The 16,317-nt window shown below is 73.9% G+C and carries 13 protein-coding genes and 1 riboswitch; of the genes, 5 read left to right on the top strand and 8 right to left on the bottom strand.

The features are described from left to right. Positions 1–5: 5 nt before the first annotated feature. The 3 genes from IE97_RS0124100 to cobG are packed head-to-tail and all read right to left on the bottom strand — an operon-like array spanning position 6 to position 3,483. Positions 6–1,532 carry a precorrin-2 C(20)-methyltransferase gene (locus IE97_RS0124100; protein WP_030244289.1) on the bottom strand — a complete coding sequence of 509 codons (1,527 nt, stop codon included), beginning with the start codon at positions 1,530–1,532 and terminating at the stop codon, positions 6–8. After that, complete coding sequence (locus IE97_RS0124105) at positions 1,529–2,200, bottom strand: precorrin-8X methylmutase (protein WP_106975422.1); 672 nt, start codon at positions 2,198–2,200, stop codon at positions 1,529–1,531. The genes IE97_RS0124100 and IE97_RS0124105 overlap by 4 nt, the downstream gene beginning before the upstream one ends. Then, entirely contained in the window at positions 2,197–3,483 is a 1,287-nt protein-coding gene (cobG, locus tag IE97_RS0124110; protein WP_030244295.1) for a precorrin-3B synthase, read from the bottom strand. The genes IE97_RS0124105 and cobG overlap by 4 nt, the downstream gene beginning before the upstream one ends. 101 nt (positions 3,484–3,584) lie before the next feature. Then, positions 3,585–3,662, top strand: a riboswitch (cobalamin riboswitch). Between the two features lie 55 nt (positions 3,663–3,717). On the opposite strand from cobG, the gene cobN reads away from it, so the two are divergent. Next, positions 3,718–7,314 carry a cobaltochelatase subunit CobN gene (gene cobN, locus IE97_RS0124115; protein ID WP_030244299.1) on the top strand — a complete coding sequence of 1,199 codons (3,597 nt, stop codon included), beginning with the start codon at positions 3,718–3,720 and terminating at the stop codon, positions 7,312–7,314. A gap of 13 nt (positions 7,315–7,327) precedes the next feature. Here the strand turns inward: cobN and IE97_RS0124120 are convergent, their stop codons facing one another. Further along, positions 7,328–8,695: a hypothetical protein gene (locus IE97_RS0124120; protein WP_030244302.1), complete on the bottom strand. Its 1,368-nt coding sequence runs from the start codon at positions 8,693–8,695 to the stop codon at positions 7,328–7,330. 114 nt (positions 8,696–8,809) lie between these two features. Between IE97_RS0124120 and IE97_RS0124125 the strand changes: the two genes are divergently transcribed. Then, positions 8,810–10,060, top strand: coding sequence for a molybdopterin-dependent oxidoreductase (locus tag IE97_RS0124125; protein WP_030244304.1), 1,251 nt, complete (start codon positions 8,810–8,812; stop codon positions 10,058–10,060). 310 nt (positions 10,061–10,370) lie between these two features. Here the strand turns inward: IE97_RS0124125 and IE97_RS0124135 are convergent, their stop codons facing one another. Genes IE97_RS0124135 through IE97_RS0124145 form a run of 3 tightly spaced genes read right to left on the bottom strand, consistent with a single transcriptional unit; the run spans position 10,371 to position 12,423 of the window. Continuing rightward, complete coding sequence (locus IE97_RS0124135) at positions 10,371–11,123, bottom strand: class I SAM-dependent methyltransferase (protein WP_030244308.1); 753 nt, start codon at positions 11,121–11,123, stop codon at positions 10,371–10,373. Continuing rightward, positions 11,120–11,737 (bottom strand): TIGR04282 family arsenosugar biosynthesis glycosyltransferase, encoded by a 618-nt coding sequence (locus tag IE97_RS0124140; RefSeq protein ID WP_030244309.1) that lies wholly within the window; start codon positions 11,735–11,737, stop codon positions 11,120–11,122. Before IE97_RS0124140 ends, IE97_RS0124135 begins: the two co-directional genes overlap by 4 nt. Next, a complete protein-coding gene (locus IE97_RS0124145; RefSeq protein ID WP_037835770.1) occupies positions 11,734–12,423 on the bottom strand; it encodes a glycosyltransferase family 2 protein in 690 nt (229 codons plus the stop codon). The genes IE97_RS0124140 and IE97_RS0124145 overlap by 4 nt, the downstream gene beginning before the upstream one ends. Positions 12,424–12,538: 115 nt before the next feature. On the opposite strand from IE97_RS0124145, the gene IE97_RS0124150 reads away from it, so the two are divergent. After that, entirely contained in the window at positions 12,539–13,279 is a 741-nt protein-coding gene (locus IE97_RS0124150; protein WP_030244315.1) for a response regulator transcription factor, read from the top strand. Next, complete coding sequence (locus IE97_RS0124155; RefSeq protein WP_030244317.1) at positions 13,276–14,388, top strand: sensor histidine kinase; 1,113 nt, start codon at positions 13,276–13,278, stop codon at positions 14,386–14,388. Before IE97_RS0124150 ends, IE97_RS0124155 begins: the two co-directional genes overlap by 4 nt. Before the next feature lie 21 nt (positions 14,389–14,409). On the opposite strand, the gene IE97_RS0124160 is transcribed toward IE97_RS0124155, so the two are convergent. Continuing rightward, positions 14,410–15,411 carry an NAD-dependent epimerase/dehydratase family protein gene (locus tag IE97_RS0124160; protein WP_030244320.1) on the bottom strand — a complete coding sequence of 334 codons (1,002 nt, stop codon included), beginning with the start codon at positions 15,409–15,411 and terminating at the stop codon, positions 14,410–14,412. 124 nt (positions 15,412–15,535) lie between these two features. Between IE97_RS0124160 and IE97_RS0124165 the strand changes: the two genes are divergently transcribed. Beyond that, the gene (locus IE97_RS0124165) at positions 15,536–16,270 is read left to right on the top strand and encodes a flavodoxin family protein (protein WP_030244323.1); all 735 of its coding nucleotides are present in this window, start codon (positions 15,536–15,538) and stop codon (positions 16,268–16,270) included. Positions 16,271–16,317: the final 47 nt, after the last annotated feature.

Raw genomic sequence — 16,317 nt, forward strand, 5'->3', positions numbered from 1 at the left:
GGTGTTCAGGAGGCCCCGCCGGCCCTGTCCTCCGGGTAGCGACGCGGTGTCCAGGTGATCTCCTCGCCGTTCCCGCGTTGTACGACCCGCGTCTGTGACGAGCCGACCAGCAGGATCGTGCGCATGTCGACCTCGGCCGGATCCAGGTCGGACAGGCGTACGATCCGCACGCGTTCGCCGGTGCCGCCCACGTCCCGCGCGACCACCACCGGCGTGTCCGGAGCCCGGTGCTCCAGCAGCAGTTCGCGTGCCTTGCCCACCTGCCAGGTGCGGCTGCGCGAGCCCGGGTTGTACAGGGCCAGCACCAGGTCCGCCGAGGCCGCCGCGCGCAGCCGCTCGGCGATGACCTCCCAGGGCTTGAGCCGGTCGGAGAGGGAGAGGGTGGCGTAGTCGTGCCCGAGTGGGGCGCCCGCCTTGGCGGCTGCCGCGTTGGCGGCGGTCACGCCGGGCAGCACCCGCACCGGGACGTCCGTGTACTCCTTCTGGGAGGCGACCTCCAGGACGGCCGTCGCCATGGCGAAGACGCCCGGGTCGCCGCCGGAGACGACCGCGACCCGCCGGCCGCGCCGGGCCAGATCGAGGGCGAACTCGGCGCGCTCCGACTCGACCCGGTTGTCCGAGCCGTGCCGGATCTGGCCGGGCCGCTCCGGCACCCGGTCGAGGTAGGTCGTGTAGCCGACGAGGTCGTCGGCGGCGGCCAGGGCGCCCCGGGTCTCGGGCGTCAGCCACAGCGGGCCGGCCGGCCCGGTCCCGACCACGACGACCTCGCCCCGCTCCGGGGTCTGAGGCCGCTCGGCGTCGACCCGGCTGGGCAGCACCGCCACCGAGAAGTACGGCACCGACTCCGCGTCCACGTCGGCCAGTTCGCCGAGCCGCTCCCCGGTCATGGTGGCGCGTTCGACGTACCGGGCCTCGTCCAGCCGCCCCGCATCGGCGAAGGCGTTCCGCACCTTGGTGAAGGTGCGGCCCAGCTTCATCACCACCGCCGCGTCCGTCGCGGCGAGCCGCGCGGTCAGCTCCTCCTCGGGCAGCGTGCCCGGCAGGATGGTCAGCACCTCCTCGCCCTCGGCGAGCGGGGTGCCCAGCCGGGCGGCGGCGGCGGACACGGAGGTGACGCCGGGGATCACCTCGGTGTCGTAGCGGTCGGCCAGCCGCTTGTGCATGTGCATGTAGGAGCCGTAGAAGAGCGGGTCGCCCTCGGCGAGGACCGCGACCGTCCGCCCCGCGTCCAGGTGCGCGGCGAGCCGGGCCGACGCCTCGGCGTAGAACTCCTCGATCGCGCCCTTGTAGCCGCCGGGGTGGTCGGTGGTCTCCGTCGTGACCGGGTAGACGAGTCGCTCCTCGATGTGGTCGGCACGGATGTGCTTCGCCGCGATCGAGCGGGCGATGGAACGGCCGTGCCGGGCACTGTGGTACGCGATGACGTCGGCCTCGGCGATGACCTCGACGGCCCGTACGGTCATCAGGGACGGGTCGCCCGGGCCGAGCCCTACCCCGTACAGCCGCCCCGCGGTGGACTGCTTCCCGCTCACTCTTCCTCACTCGCGATCGCGTTGAGCGCGGCGGCCGCGATGGCGCTGCCCCCGCGACGGCCGCGCACGACCAGGTGTTCCAGGCCGGACGGGTGCGCGGCCAGGGCGTCCTTGGACTCGGCGGCCCCGACGAAGCCGACCGGGACGCCGATGACGGCGGCCGGGCGGGGAGCCCCCTCGTCGATCATCTCCAGCAGCCGGAACAGGGCGGTGGGCGCGTTGCCGACGGCGACCACCGAGCCTTCCAGCCGGTCCCGCCACAGCTCCAGCGCGGCGGCGCTGCGGGTGGTGCCGAGTTTCGCCGCGAGTTCGGGGACGGCCGGGTCGGAGAGGGTGCACAGCACGTCGTTGTCGGCGGGGAGCCGCTTGCGGGTCACGCCGCTGGCCACCATCCGCACGTCGGTGAAGATGGGCGCGCCGGCGCGCAGTGCCTCGCGGGCACGGGCCACCACGGCCGGTGTGTAGGCCAGGTCCCGCACGAGGTCGACCATCCCGCAGGCGTGGATCATCCGGACCGCGACCTGGCTGACGTCGGCGGGCAGGGCCGCCAGGTCCGCCTCCGCTCGGATGGTGGCGAAGGACTGGCGGTAGATGGCCGGGCCGTCCTTCTCGTAGTCGTACGTGGTCACGGTGGTGTTCACACTGCTCTCGGTCGTCTTGCGGCTCATGGGGTGATCGCCGCCAGGGCGGTGGCGAGTCGGGCGGGGTCGTCCAGTGAGGTGGTCCGGGGCTCCTGGCCGCTCACGGCGGTGGAGAGCCGGTAGCCGCCTCCCTCGGCGGCGACCACGTCGACGCGGTCGCCCCGGGGGTGCCCGCAGCGGCGTTCGCACCCGGACCAGTACAGAGGGAGGCCACGCGGCTCGATCGTGCCGAGGGCCCCCGCCGCGTCGGTCCGTACGTCGGCACGCGACTTGGCGCATCCGGGCCTGCCGACGCAGGCGCCGACGCGGAGCCAGGGGGAGCCGGGGTCGGTGACGAGGCCGGCGGCGGCGAGGCGGGCGAGGGACTCGTCCGTGGGAACCCCCTGTGTGGGAAGAACCACACCTCGCCATGGGGTCAGACGCAGTTCATCGGGGGCGATATGTGTCAGTTCGCGCCACTGGTGCGCCGACAGCCGTCCCAGCGGCACGTGCACGGAGAGGCCGGTGCCGATGACTCCCGGGGACGGGCCGTCCGTGCGGCCGGTGTCCCGGGTCCGTCGCTCGTGGCGGATGCCCACGGCCGTGAGGTGTCGGCCCAGCAGGTCGAGCAACTCGCCACCTTCAAGGCCCAGTTCGTCCACTCGCCAGACCCGCGCGCCGCTCGTCCGAGCTGCCTCCAGGAAGGTTTCCGCGGCCACCAGCGCGGCCCGGGCCGCATCCTCGGCGGAGACGTGCAGCGCGTCTCCGGCGGCACCGAGGCCGAGTTGCGCGCCGCCGTCCGCCGCCGCCCGTACCGTCACGTCGGCACCGAGCCCGGCCACGTCGCCGCGTCCGTCGTCGAGCGCGAACAGGAAACGCCCCGACAGGGCCCGCGCCGCCTCGCTCGCGCACAGCGCCGCGTCGAGAGCCGTCAGCCAGGGGCGTACGTCCAGCACGCCCCGCCCGTCGAGGCCGGACAGCGGTGAGGCCACGACGTTGCGCACCCGCTCGTGGCCGTGCGAGGGCAGCAGCCCGGCCGCCTCCAGCAGCCCGGCCAACTCCCCGCCGCAGCCACCGTCCAGACCCCGCAGCTGCACGTTTCCGCGCGAGGTCAGATGCAGCTCCCCGTCACCCAGCCGCTCCGCCGCGTCGACCAGCGTCTCCGCCTGCCGGACGGTCAGGACGCCGCCGGGAATCCGGACCCGGGCCAGCGCGCCGTCGTCCGCCGCGTGCAGCCGCAGCGTCCCCGGGCAGGCGTCACCGCGGTCCCGGGAGACCACTGTGGCCTGGGGCGTTGAACGAAGGGCAGGCGTGGGCATGGCGGCGAGCATACCTACCATCACACCAGGTGTACTCCCTGCCCTTTTCCCCTGCCCCTTACTATGATCCGCGGCGGATCATCCGGTCCGCCGACGCCATGACGGCGACAGGGGAGGAAGCCCGGTGCGAGTCCGGCGCGGTCCCGCCACTGTGAGCCCGGCCCGTACGGGGCAGGGTGAGCCAGGAACTCCCGCCGTCCTACCACCGCCCGGGGCGCGGACACCCCGAGGAAGGCCAGACGCCGCATGATCCTGCTCCTGTCGACGTCCGACACCGACCTGCTCAGCGCACGCGCGGCGGCCGGGCCGGTCCCGTACCGCTTCGCCAACCCCGCCCGCCTCGCCCTCGACGACCTGTCCGGCCTCCTCGACGGTGTCCAGCTGGTCGTCGTCCGCCTCCTCGGCGGTATCCGGGCCTGGCAGGAGGGCCTCGACCTGCTCCTCGCCGACGGCCGCCCGGTCGTCGTCCTCACCGGCGAACAGGCCCCGGACGCCCAGCTGATGGCCGCCTCCACCGTCCCGGTCGGCATCGCAGCCGAGGCGCACGCCTACCTCGCCCATGGCGGCCCGGCCAACCTGGAGCAGCTCGCCCGTTTCCTCTCCGACACGGTCCTGCTGACCGGCCACGGCTTCGAGGCACCGGCCCCCGCCCCGACCTGGGGCCCGCTGGAGCGCACGCCCCGCGACGGCGCCGACGGCCCGACCGTCGCCGTGCTCTACTACCGCGCCCACCACATGAGCGGCAACACCGCCTTCGTGGGCGCCCTGTGCGACGCGATCGAGGACGCGGGCGGCCGGCCGATGCCGCTGTACGTGGCCTCCCTGCGCGCCCCCGAGCCCGAGCTGATCGAGGAACTGCGCGGCGCCGACGCCATCGTCACCACCGTCCTCGCCGCCGGTGGCACCAAGCCCGCCGAGGCATCGGCCGGCGGCGACGACGAGTCCTGGGACGCGGGCGCGCTCACCGCACTGGACGTCCCGATCCTCCAGGCCCTGTGCCTCACGGGCTCGCGCGCCGACTGGGAGGAGAACGACGAGGGCGTCTCCCCGCTCGACGCGGCCAGCCAGATCGCCGTCCCCGAGTTCGACGGGCGCCTCATCACCGTCCCGTTCTCCTTCAAGGAGATCGACGAGGACGGCCTCCCGGCCTACGTCGCCGACCCCGAGCGCGCGGCCCGGGTCGCCGGAACCGCCGTACGCCACGCACGCCTGAAGCACATCCGGCCCGCCGACAAGCGCCTCGCGCTGGTCCTCTCGGCGTACCCGACCAAGCACTCCCGCATCGGCAACGCGGTCGGCCTGGACACCCCCGCGAGCGCGGTGGCCCTGCTCCGCCGGCTCCGCGAGGAGGGCTACGACTTCGGGACGGACACGGAGGTGCCGGGACTGGCCTCCGGCGACGGCGACGAGCTGATCCGCGCGCTGATCGAGGCGGGCGGCCACGACCAGGACTGGCTCACCGAGGAGCAGCTCGCCCGCAACCCGGTCCGCATCCCGGCGGCCGACTACCGCCGCTGGTTCGCCACGCTCCCCGAGGAGCTGCGGACGGCGGTGGAGGAGCACTGGGGCCCGGCCCCCGGCGAGATGTTCGTCGACCGCAGCCGCAACCCGGAGGGCGACATCGTCCTCGCGGCCCTGCGCTTCGGCAACCTGCTGATCCTCATCCAGCCGCCGCGCGGCTTCGGCGAGAACCCGATCGCGATCTACCACGACCCGGACCTGCCGCCCTCCCACCACTACCTGGCCGCCTACCGCTGGATCGCCGCCCGCGCCGAGGACGGCGGCTTCGGCGCGGACGCGATGATCCACTTGGGCAAGCACGGCAACCTGGAGTGGCTGCCCGGCAAGAACGCCGGCCTGTCCGCCGCCTGCGGCCCCGACGCCGCCCTCGGCGACCTCCCCCTGATCTACCCCTTCCTGGTCAACGACCCGGGCGAGGGCACCCAGGCCAAGCGCCGCGTCCACGCCACCCTCGTCGACCACCTCGTCCCGCCGATGGCCCGCGCCGACTCCTACGGCGACATCGCCCGCCTGGAGCAACTCCTCGACGAGTACGCCCAGATCTCCTCCATGGACCCCGCCAAGCTCCCGGCGATCCGCGCCCAGATCTGGACCCTCATCCAGGCCGCCCGGCTCGACCACGACCTCGGCCTGGAGGACCGCCCGGACGACGACGGCTTCGACGACTTCCTCCTGCACGTCGACGGCTGGCTCTGCGAGGTCAAGGACGCCCAGATCCGCGACGGCCTGCACGTCCTCGGCAACCCACCGCGGGGCGCCGACCGCGTCAACCTCGTCCTCGCCATCCTCCGCGCCCGCCAGATCTGGGGCGGCGCCACGGCCCTGCCCGGCCTCCGGGAAGCCCTCGGCCTGGACGAGTCCGCGGCGACCCGTACGACCGCCGACGAAGCGGAGGACAAGGCCCGCACGCTCGTCCAGGCGATGGAGGACGCGGGCTGGGACCCGGCCGCCGTCCCCACCGAGCACGGCGAACAGGTCGCCGCCATCCTGGAGTTCGCGGCCCGCGAGGTCGTGCCGCGCCTGTCGGCGACGACGGCCGAGATCGACCACGCCGTCCACGCGCTGGCCGGCGGCTTCGTCCCGGCCGGCCCCTCCGGATCCCCGCTCCGCGGCCTGGTGAACGTCCTGCCGACCGGCCGCAACTTCTACTCCGTCGACCCCAAGGCCGTCCCCTCCCGCCTCGCCTGGGAGACCGGCCAGGCACTCGCGGACTCCCTGCTGGAGCGCTACCGCACCGACAACGGCGACTGGCCCACCTCCGTCGGCCTCTCCCTGTGGGGCACCAGCGCGATGCGCACGGCCGGCGACGACGTGGCCGAAGCCCTCGCGCTGCTCGGCGTCCGCCCGGTCTGGGACGACGCCTCGCGCCGCGTGACCGGCCTGGAGGCCATCCCGTACGAGGAACTGGGCCGCCCCCGCATCGACGTCACCCTGCGCATCTCGGGCTTCTTCCGGGACGCCTTCCCGCACACCATCGGCCTGCTGGACGACGCCGTACGCCTCGCCGCCTCGCTGGACGAACCGGCCGAGGCCAACCACGTACGGGCCCACGTCCAGGCGGACCTGGCCGCGCACGGCGACGAACGCCGCGCCACCACCCGCATCTTCGGCTCCCGCCCCGGCACCTACGGCGCAGGCCTGCTCCAGCTCATCGATTCCCGCGACTGGCGCACCGACGCCGATCTCGCCGAGGTCTACACCGTCTGGGGCGGCTACGCCTACGGCCGGGAACTCGAGGGCCGCCCGGCCCGGGAGGAGATGGAGACGGCGTACAAGCGGATCGCGGTCGCCGCGAAGAACACGGACACCCGCGAGCACGACATCGCCGACTCCGACGACTACTTCCAGTACCACGGCGGCATGGTCGCCACCGTCCGCGCCCTGCGCGGCACCGCCCCCGAGGCGTACATCGGCGACTCCACCCGCCCCGAGACGGTCCGCACCCGCACCCTCGTCGAGGAGACGTCCCGGGTCTTCCGCGCCCGCGTCGTCAACCCCAAGTGGATCGAGGCGATGCGCCGCCACGGCTACAAGGGCGCCTTCGAACTCGCCGCCACGGTCGACTACCTGTTCGGCTACGACGCCACCACCGGCGTGGTCGCCGACTGGATGTACGACAAGCTCACCGAGACCTACGTCCTGGACCCCGCCAACCGCGAGTTCCTCCAGCAGGCCAACCCCTGGGCCCTGCACGGCATCGCCGAGCGGCTGCTGGAGGCGGAGTCCCGCGGCATGTGGGAGAAGCCCGACCCGGCGGTGCTGGAGGGCCTGCGGCAGGCCTACCTGGAGACGGAGGGGGACCTGGAGGGCGACGGGTCGTAGGCCCGGCGGCGCCTCACCACCCGGTGAGCAGCAGGTGGTTGAGGAGCAGGGCGAGCAGCGCCTGGGCGGTGAGCCAGGCGCGGGGGCGGGGAAGGAGCGCGCAGGCCGGGAGCAGCCACACCGCGAACGGCAGCCAGATGCGCTCCGTCTCCGCCTTGCTCATGCCGGACAGATCGGCGACCAGCAGGGCGAGGAGCGCGGCGGACACCAGGAGCGCGAGGCGTAGGTCAGCGCGGGACCCGGTGCGGTGCCGGAGCAGCACGGCACCCGTCCGCCGCAGCCCCGCCGCTGTCGCAAGGCCCGTGATGAACACCGTGCAGGCCAGGTTGGCCCACACCCAGTAACCGTAGGGACGGGTACCGCCCGCGCCTTGGTAGTACCGGGTGACCAGCAGGCGGTACGCCTCCCACCAGTCGAACCCGGCGAGCGTGAACGCCGTCGGCACCACCGCCAGTCCGGCGAGCAGCGGCACCAGCAGGGCGGGGCGCTCCCGGACCCCGCGCCGGCCGAGCAGCAGCACCGCCGCCGCGATCAGCGCGACGAGCGTGAGGCCGTACGACAGGTAACAGGTCAGACCGAACAGCAGCCCGGACGCCCCCGCCCTCCCCCACTCTCGGCTTCGCTCGAGCGGGGGGACCCCCATCGTGGACCGGCGGGTGACCGCCAGCGCCAGCAGCGCCACCGCCCACGCCGCCACCGCGGCGAAGTACGCGTCGGCCGAGGTGCCCATCCACACGGCGGCCGGGGCCAGGACCAGGACGGGCGCCGCCCTGCGCGCGAGTGCCTCACCGGCCAGGGCGCGGACCGCGACCAGCACCGCCACGCAGGCCGTCGCCCCCACGGCGATGCACCACACGCCCGCCCAGCCCCCACCGCGCAGTCCGATCCGGTCGAGCAGGACGAAGGTGAGGGTGGCGGCGGGCGGGTGGCCGGCGATGTGGGCGGGCCAGTTGTCGGGGGAGTCGAGCAGGATGTGGTCGGTGAAGGTCCCCAGGGCCGCCGGGATGTCGTGGAAGCGGTCGATGACCTGGAGGTATTCGTGGCGGGTGGTGAGCCTGCGCGCGATGCCGCGGTCCCAGCCGTCGATCAGGGCCAGGGAGAAGATCCACGCCGTCGCCGTGCCCCAGGCCGTCGGCAGCAGGACCCGCCAGGGAAGACGGGCCGCCAGGGTGGGGCCGTAGGCCACGGCGGCGATCGCGACCACGAGGGCCGCGGGAGTGCCGGGGCCCAGGTGGGGTCCCCAGGACCCCAGCACCGGCGGCCAGTTGACGAACAGCGTGTGGTGGGTGAACTGGATGTGGCGGCCGACCAGCACGGCGACCGTCACCAGAACGGTGGCGGCCCCGGCGGCGTACAGGTCACGGCGGAGGGAGCGGGTCACAGCCGGAACGCTAGGCCGACAGGGCGGGCACGGACCGCCGTCCGGGCCGGACGTCAGCGTTTCGTCATCGGTTGAGCGCCCTTTCCGGGGGTGGTCCGGGCCTACGGTCGGGCCATGCGAGACGACCCACGGCTTCCCTCCTCGTCCGGCTTCTGGCGCAGCCCCCTGCGCGGCCCCCGGTTCACCTCGGTGCTGGGCCTCGTCCTCCTCTTCGGCATCACCGTGCTGTTCGTGACGGGCCTGGTGTCCTACGCCGCCTACAACCCGGACCTGTCGCCGGTGAACGACCAGACCCCGGAAAAGGGGATCCTCGGCTTCTACCTCTTCGACTGGCCGACCGGCCCGCACTGGCTGTACCGCCTCAACCAGGGCGTCCACGTCACCCTCGGCATCACCCTGATCCCCGTCCTGCTCGCCAAACTCTGGTCCGTGATCCCGAGGCTGTTCGCACTGCCGCCGGCCCGCTCGCTCGCACACGCCCTGGAGCGGATCTCACTGCTGCTCCTGGTGGGCGGCGCGCTGTTCGAGTTCGTGACCGGTGTGCTCAACGTCCAGCTCGACTACGTCTTCCCGGGTTCCTTCTACCCGCTGCACTTCTACGGCGCGTGGGTGTTCTTCGCCGCGTTCGTCGCCCACGTGGTGCTGAAGATGCCCATCGCCCTGAGCAATCTGCGACACCTGCGGGAGGAGAAGGAGGTGACGGAGGAGGAGAAGAACGACCTGGTGACACCGCGTCCCGCCGAGCCGACCGTCTCCCGCCGGGGCGCCCTGTGGTTCGTCGGGGGCGGCTCGCTGCTGCTGTTCGCGACGACGGTCGGGCAGAACGTCGACGGCCTGCGGCGCACCGCCCTCCTCGCACCGCACGGCGGCGGCGACCCCGGCAGCGGCCCGAACGGGTTCCAGATCAACAAGACCGCCGCGTACGCCCGGATCGACGCGGCGGAGACGGGCGAGGACGCCTGGCGGCTCGTCGTCACGGGCCGCACGGGCACCGTCCGCCTCAGCCGCGCCGATCTCGCCGGACTCACGCTGCACAGCGCGGCGTTGCCCATCGCCTGTGTGGAGGGCTGGTCGACGTCGGACCAGTGGTGGCGCGGCGTGCGGCTGCGTGATCTCGCGGCGCTCGTCGGGTACGACGGCGACCCGCCGGACCTGTTCGTCGAGTCCCTGCAGCGACGCGGCGCCTTCCGGAGAGCCGCCCTGCGCGCCAACCAGGTGGCCGACCCGCGTTCCCTGCTCGCCCTGTACGTCAACGGCGAGGAGCTGTCCCCCGATCACGGCTTCCCGGCGCGGATCATCGTGCCCGCGGCGCCCGGTGTGCTCAACACCAAGTGGGTGGCCCGGATGACGTTCGGAGACCTGTGATGCGCCGGCCGCGGATTCCCGTCGGGAGCCCCTTCCAGCTTCTGCTGCTCGCCTGCTCCTTCGCGCTCGCCGCGTACGCCGGGGTGCGGTTGCTCGCGGACGACTGGTGGGGCGTGGTCCTGTGGTTCGTGGGGGCGGCCCTGCTGCACGACCTGGTGCTGCTGCCGTTGTACGCGGCGGCGGACCGCACGCTGGTACGAGGGCTGGGGACGCGCCGGGAGTGGGTGCCGTACGTGCGCGTGCCGGCGGCCCTGTCCGGGCTGCTGCTGCTCGTGTGGTTCCCGCTGATCAGCGGCATGGTGGAGCGGCGCTACCGGCTCGGCACCGGACTGTCGCCGGACGGCTTCCTCGCCCGCTGGCTGCTGATCACCGCCGTCCTCTTCGGGGGCTCGGCGCTGCTGCTGGCGCTGCGGCTGCGCAGGGCGGCGAAGCGGCGCCCGCCGGCCGTCCACTGACCGGACCGCTCCCACCCCCGTGCGTACCGGAGGAGCGCCGGCGTGCCGATCCGGGCCCAGGGGAAGGCGGCGCCGGCGGCCGCCGTGTGCGCGTCGGTGATGCGGACGTGGACGCGTTCGTCGATGTCCACCGGGGCGGTCTCGGCGATGAGCAGGCCGCCGGGGCGCAGGAGTTCGGCCGCCCGGTCCAGCAGGGCACTCGGGTCGCCGCCGATGCCGACGTTGCCGTCCATGAGCAGGACGGTGCCCCAGCGGCCCTCGCCGGGCAGGGGTTCGAACACCGAGCGCCGCAGTGCCTGCCCGCCGAGCCGCACGGTGTGGTCGACGGCGGCCCCGCTGACGTCGATGCCGAGGACGGTCCGGCCCTGCCCGGCGAGTTCGGCCACCAGCCGCCCGGGCCCGCAGCCCACGTCCAGCACGGTCCCCTCGCACCGGTCCAGCACGTCCCGGTCGACCGCGTCGGCTCGGGCGCACCAGCGCTCCACCTCCAGCGGCAGCAGCCAGCCGTCGGAGCGCCGCAGGAACAGCGGTCCGCGGCCGGCGCGCAGGGCGGCGGCGTAGGGGTCGGCGCTCGCCCAGGCGAGGGCGGTGGCGGGCGGGGCGCTCATCGCGCGGTGACCGAGGTGAACGAGGCCAGCCGGGCGGCGAACCGGCCGTGCGGGGCGAGAGCGGCGACGGCGTGGGCGTCGGCGGCGGTGTCGACGTCCCGGAGCCGGGGCAGGTCCCGTACCCGCAGCCCGGCCGCGACGAGCCGTTCCCGCTGGACGGCCCCGGTCACCGGTGTGGACATGGGCACGCCCCGCAGCAGGGCCGGGTCGGGATCGGCGAGGCCGAGGGCCCAGAAGCCGCCGTCCTCCGCCGGGCCGAAGTACGCGGCACCGTCAGCGAGGTCCGTCGTGAGCAGCTCCGGTGTCACCTGCGGGGTGTCCATGCCGATCAGCAGGGCCGGGCCGTCGCAGCGTGCGAAGGCGTCCGCCAGCCGCTCGTCCAGACCGCCCGCGCACTGCCGTACGACGTCGAAGCCGGGCGGCAGCCAGGGGCCGGGATCCCCGTCGAGGACGAGGATCCGGCGGGTGGCCGGGGTCGCCGCGACCACGTCCAGGGTGTCCGCGAGGGACGCCTCGGCGAGCGACGCGGCCTCCTGAGGCGTGAACGGTGGGGTGAGCCGCGTCTTGACCCGCCCCGGCCGGGGCTCCTTGGCGATGACGAGAAGTGTGGTCATCGTCCGGCCCTCCCGTCGGCCAGGACCCGGCTCATGTCCCGGACGGCCTGCCAGGTGCCGAGCCAGGTGCCCGTCACCTTGGAGGTCCCGGTGCGCGGCAGGTACGGCACGTCGTACTCGGCGATCCGCCAGCCCGCGTCGGCCGCGCGGACCACCATCTGCAGCGGATAGCCGCTGCGCCGGTCGGTGAGACCGAGGGCGAGCAGCGGCTCGCGGCGGGCGGCGCGCAGCGGACCGAGGTCGTGCAGACGCAGCCCGGTGCGGCGGCGCAGCATCCGCGCCAGGGCGAGGTTGCCGGCGCGGGCGTGCGCGGGCCACGCGCCCCGCCCCCGCGGACGCCGCCGCCCGAGGACCAGGTCGGCGCCGCCCTCGCGCACCTCGCGCACGAAGGGCACGAGGAGCGACGGGTCGAGGGAGGCGTCGCAGTCGCAGAAGCACACCACGTCGGCGGTGGACGCGGTCAGTCCGGCGTGGCAGGCCGCGCCGAAGCCCCGGCGGGGCTCGCGTACGACGGTCGCGCCGTACGCGCGGGCGACCTCGGCCGAGCCGTCGGTGGAACCGTTGTCGACGACGAGTGCGCGCCAGCCCGGCGGGATCCGCTCGAGGACCCAGGGCAGGGCCCCGGCCTCGTTCAGGCAGGGCAGCACCACGTCGACGTCCGAAGGAGTCGTCTTCACGGCTCTCACCCTACGAACACGAATCGCCGCATAACGGACATCCGCTCCTTACGAAACGCGGACGTCGGCGGCCCGGAGGCGCCCGGGCGCGGTGGCGAAGCCGGTCTGGTGCCAGTCTGGAGGCATGCAGCCGCCTCATCAGCACGAGGAGACCCCCGACGCCTCCCCGCGGATCCTGGTCGTCGACGACGACCCGACCGTCGCCGAGGTCGTCACCGGGTATCTGGACCGCGCCGGTTACGTCGTCGACCGGGCCGACGACGGCCCGACGGCCCTCACCCGGGTCGCCGCGCACTGGCCGGACCTGGTCGTGCTCGACCTGATGCTGCCCGGCATGGACGGCCTCGAGGTCTGCCGGCGGATGCGGGGGCAGGGGCCGGTCCCGGTCATCATGCTCACCGCCCGCGGCGACGAGGACGACCGCATCCTGGGCCTGGAGGTCGGCGCCGACGACTACGTCACCAAGCCGTTCAGCCCGCGCGAGCTGGTGCTGCGCGTGGAGTCGGTGCTGCGCCGCAGCAGGCCCGCCGCCACGGGGCACCGGCTCGGGGCCGCCGGCTTGACTATCGACCCTCAGGCCCGCCGGGCGACCAAGAACGGCACCGAACTCGCCCTCACCCTGAGGGAGTTCGACCTGCTCTCCTACTTCCTGCGCCACCCGGGACGGGCCTTCAGCCGCGAGGACCTGATGCGCGAGGTGTGGGGCTGGGACTTCGGCGACCTGTCGACCGTCACGGTCCATGTCCGCCGCCTGCGCGGCAAGGTCGAGGACGATCCGGCCCGGCCCCGCCTGATCCAGACCGTGTGGGGCGTCGGCTACCGCTTCGACGCCACCGGAGCCGGAGGGGAGGAGAACGGATCGTGAACGACACGCTCCTCATCGCCCTGTACGCCTTCGCGGGTGCCGCGGCCACCGGTCTGGCCGGGGCGGGCGCGCTGCGTCTGATCCGGCGCCGCTCGCTCACCGCCTCCCTCGCCGTGGTCGCCGCCGTCGGGGTCGTCGCGATGCTCGCCGGCACGCTCGCCGTCGCCTGGGCGATGTTCCTGTCCCCGCACGACCTGTCCGTGGTCACGACCGTCGTCGCCATGGCGGCCGTCGTGTCGCTGGCCACCGCGCTGCTGCTGGGCCGCTGGGTCGTCGCCCGCAGCCGGGAACTCGCCGTGGCCGCCCGCTCCTTCGGCGACGGCGGGGACTTCGCCGCCCCCGACGGCCCGGCCACCGCGGAACTGGAGCACCTGAGCCGCGAGCTGGCCGCCACCAGCGCCAGACTCGCCGAGTCCCGGGAGCGGGAACGCGCCCTGGAGACCTCGCGACGCGAACTCGTCGCCTGGATCTCGCACGACCTGCGCACCCCGCTGGCCGGTCTGCGCGCCATGTCGGAGGCCCTGGAGGACGGCGTCGCCGCCGACCCCGGCCGCTATCTGCGGCAGATCCGCACCGAGGTCGAACGCCTCAACGACATGGTCGGCGACCTCTTCGAACTCTCCCGCATCCACGCGGGCACCTTGCCGCTGTCCTGCGCCCGGATCTCGCTCTACGACCTGATCGGTGACGCGCTGGCGGGAGCCGACCCGCTCGCCCGGGAGCACGGGGTGCGGCTGGTGGGCGGCCGGATCGAGCCGGTGCCGGTGGAGGTGGACGGCAAGGAGATGAGCCGGGTGCTGGGCAACCTGCTGGTCAACGCCATCCGCCGAACCCCGGCCGACGGCACGGTCGCCATCGCCGCGGAGCGGACCGCCGAGGGCGTGGTGCTGTCCGTGACCGACGCCTGCGGCGGCATTCCCGAGGAGGATCTGCCGCGCGTCTTCGACACCGGCTGGCGCGGCACGCACGCCCGGACACCCCCGGCCGGCGCGGGCCTCGGCCTCGCCATCGTCCGGGGGATCGTGGAGGCGCACCAGGGCCGGGCCACCGTACGCAACATCCCCGGCGGCTGCCGTTTCGAGGTGGTGCTGCCCGCCGCCGCTTCGTGAACACGGGCAGCACCACCGGCTCTATGCCCCCCGCAGCCCGGCCCGCGCGAACTCCGCCATGCCCTCTTCGAACCCGACCTCCGGCTTCCACCCCAGCCCGTCGCGCAGTCGCGACGAGTCCGCGGTGATGTGCCGTACGTCCCCGAGCCGGTACTCGCCGGTGACGACCGGCTCCGGCCCGCCGTACGCGGCGGCCAGCGCCCGCGCCATCTCGCCGACGGTGCGCGGGTCACCGCTGCCGGTGTTGTACGCGGTGAGCGTCCCCTCGGGTGACGAGGCCTCCAGGGCGGCCACGTTGGCCGCCGCGACGTCCCGCACGTGCACGAAGTCCCGTCGCTGCCGTCCGTCCTCGAACACCCGCGGGGCCTCGCCCCGGGCGAGCGCCGAGCGGAAGAAGGAGGCGACCCCGGCGTACGGGGTGTCGCGCGGCATGCCGGGACCGTACACGTTGTGGTAGCGCAGCGACACCGCCGACCCGCCCGTGCAGCGGGCCCAGGCGGCGGCCAGGTGCTCCTGGGCCAGCTTGGTCGTCGCGTACACGTTCCGTGGATCGGCCGGGGCGTCCTCGCCGACCAGCCCGGGGACGAGGGCCGCCCCGCACACCGGACACGGCGGCTCGAACCGCCCCGCGTCGAGGTCGGTGACGGTCCGCGGCCCGGGCCGTACGACCCCGTGGCGGCGGCACTCGTACCGCCCCTCCCCGTAGACGACCATCGACCCGGCCAGCACGAGACGCCGTACACCTGACTCGGCCATGGCGGCGAGCAGTACGGCGGTTCCGAGATCGTTGTGCGAGACGTACTCCGCCGCGTCGGAGACCCCGTCGCCGAGCCCGACCATCGCGGCCTGGTGGCAGACGGCGTCGACACCGGCCAGGGCGTGACGGACCGCCGCCCGGTCCCGTACGTCGGCGCCGGGATCCTCCCGCACGTCGAACACGACCGCCTCGTGCCCGTGCTCGCCGAGCGCGGAGACGACATGGGACCCGATGAATCCGGCACCGCCGGTGACCAGTACGCGCATACGGCCACGCTAGGCCCGCACCGGCGCCGCACCACGGGACCGCGCCCGCACGTCATGACTCCGTAAGGACGCGCCCGGTGCGTCGAACCGGGACAAACGGGACTTCGCGCGCGACGCTGCCTCCATGACGACAGCCGCATCCTCCGGTGACTCCGTGCACCGCTACGACGATCTGACCGCCCTCTACGTCAACTGCACCCTCAAACCGTCCCCCGGGCTCAGCCACACGCAGGGCCTGATCGACAAGAGCCGGGCCATCATGGACGCCGCCGGTGTGACCACCGACGTGATCCGCGCGGTCGACCACGACATCGCCCCCGGCGTCTACCCCGACATGACCGAGCACGGCTTCGCCACCGACGCCTGGCCCGGCCTGTACGAGAGGGTGATGGCGGCGGACATCCTGGTCCTGGCCGGCCCGATCTGGCTGGGCGACAACGCCTCGGTCACCAAGCAGATCGTCGAGCGTCTCTACGCCTGCTCCTCGCTGCTCAACTCCCAGGGGCAGTACGCCTACTACGGCCGGGTCGGCGGCTGCCTCATCACCGGCAACGAGGACGGCGTGAAGCACTGCGCCATGAACCTGCTCTACAGCCTCCAGCACCTCGGCTACACGATCCCGCCCCAGGCGGACGCCGGCTGGGTCGGTGCGGCCGGCCCGGGGCCGTCGTACCTCGACCCGGGTTCGGGCGGTCCGGAGAACGACTTCACCAACCGCAACACCAGCTTCATGACCTGGAACCTGATGCATCTGGCCGCCCTGCTGAAGCGCGCCGGAGGTATTCCCGCCTACGGCAACCAGCGTTCACAGTGGGATGCCGGCTGCCGCCCGGGGGCGGACAACCCGGAGCACCGCTGAACAATCGCGGAGACTCCCGGAAAACGGCCGACCGGGGCACACTACTC

This window comes from Streptomyces sp. NRRL S-455, from assembly GCF_000717875.1.
In the GTDB taxonomy this organism is placed as follows: Bacteria; Actinomycetota; Actinomycetes; order Streptomycetales; family Streptomycetaceae; genus Streptomyces.

Excerpts from the sequence above, each read along its gene's own strand:
- IE97_RS0124105 (WP_106975422.1), bottom strand. The coding sequence starts at position 2,200 with ATGAGCCGCAAGACGACCGAGAGCAGTGTGAACACCACCGTGACCACG.
- cobG (WP_030244295.1), bottom strand. The coding sequence starts at position 3,483 with ATGCTCGCCGCCATGCCCACGCCTGCCCTTCGTTCAACGCCCCAGGCC.
- cobN (WP_030244299.1), top strand. The coding sequence starts at position 3,718 with ATGATCCTGCTCCTGTCGACGTCCGACACCGACCTGCTCAGCGCACGC.
- IE97_RS0124125 (WP_030244304.1), top strand. The coding sequence starts at position 8,810 with ATGCGAGACGACCCACGGCTTCCCTCCTCGTCCGGCTTCTGGCGCAGC.
- IE97_RS0124135 (WP_030244308.1), bottom strand. The coding sequence starts at position 11,123 with ATGAGCGCCCCGCCCGCCACCGCCCTCGCCTGGGCGAGCGCCGACCCC.
- IE97_RS0124140 (WP_030244309.1), bottom strand. The coding sequence starts at position 11,737 with ATGACCACACTTCTCGTCATCGCCAAGGAGCCCCGGCCGGGGCGGGTC.
- IE97_RS0124150 (WP_030244315.1), top strand. The coding sequence starts at position 12,539 with ATGCAGCCGCCTCATCAGCACGAGGAGACCCCCGACGCCTCCCCGCGG.
- IE97_RS0124160 (WP_030244320.1), bottom strand. The coding sequence starts at position 15,411 with ATGCGCGTACTGGTCACCGGCGGTGCCGGATTCATCGGGTCCCATGTC.
- IE97_RS0124165 (WP_030244323.1), top strand. The coding sequence starts at position 15,536 with ATGACGACAGCCGCATCCTCCGGTGACTCCGTGCACCGCTACGACGAT.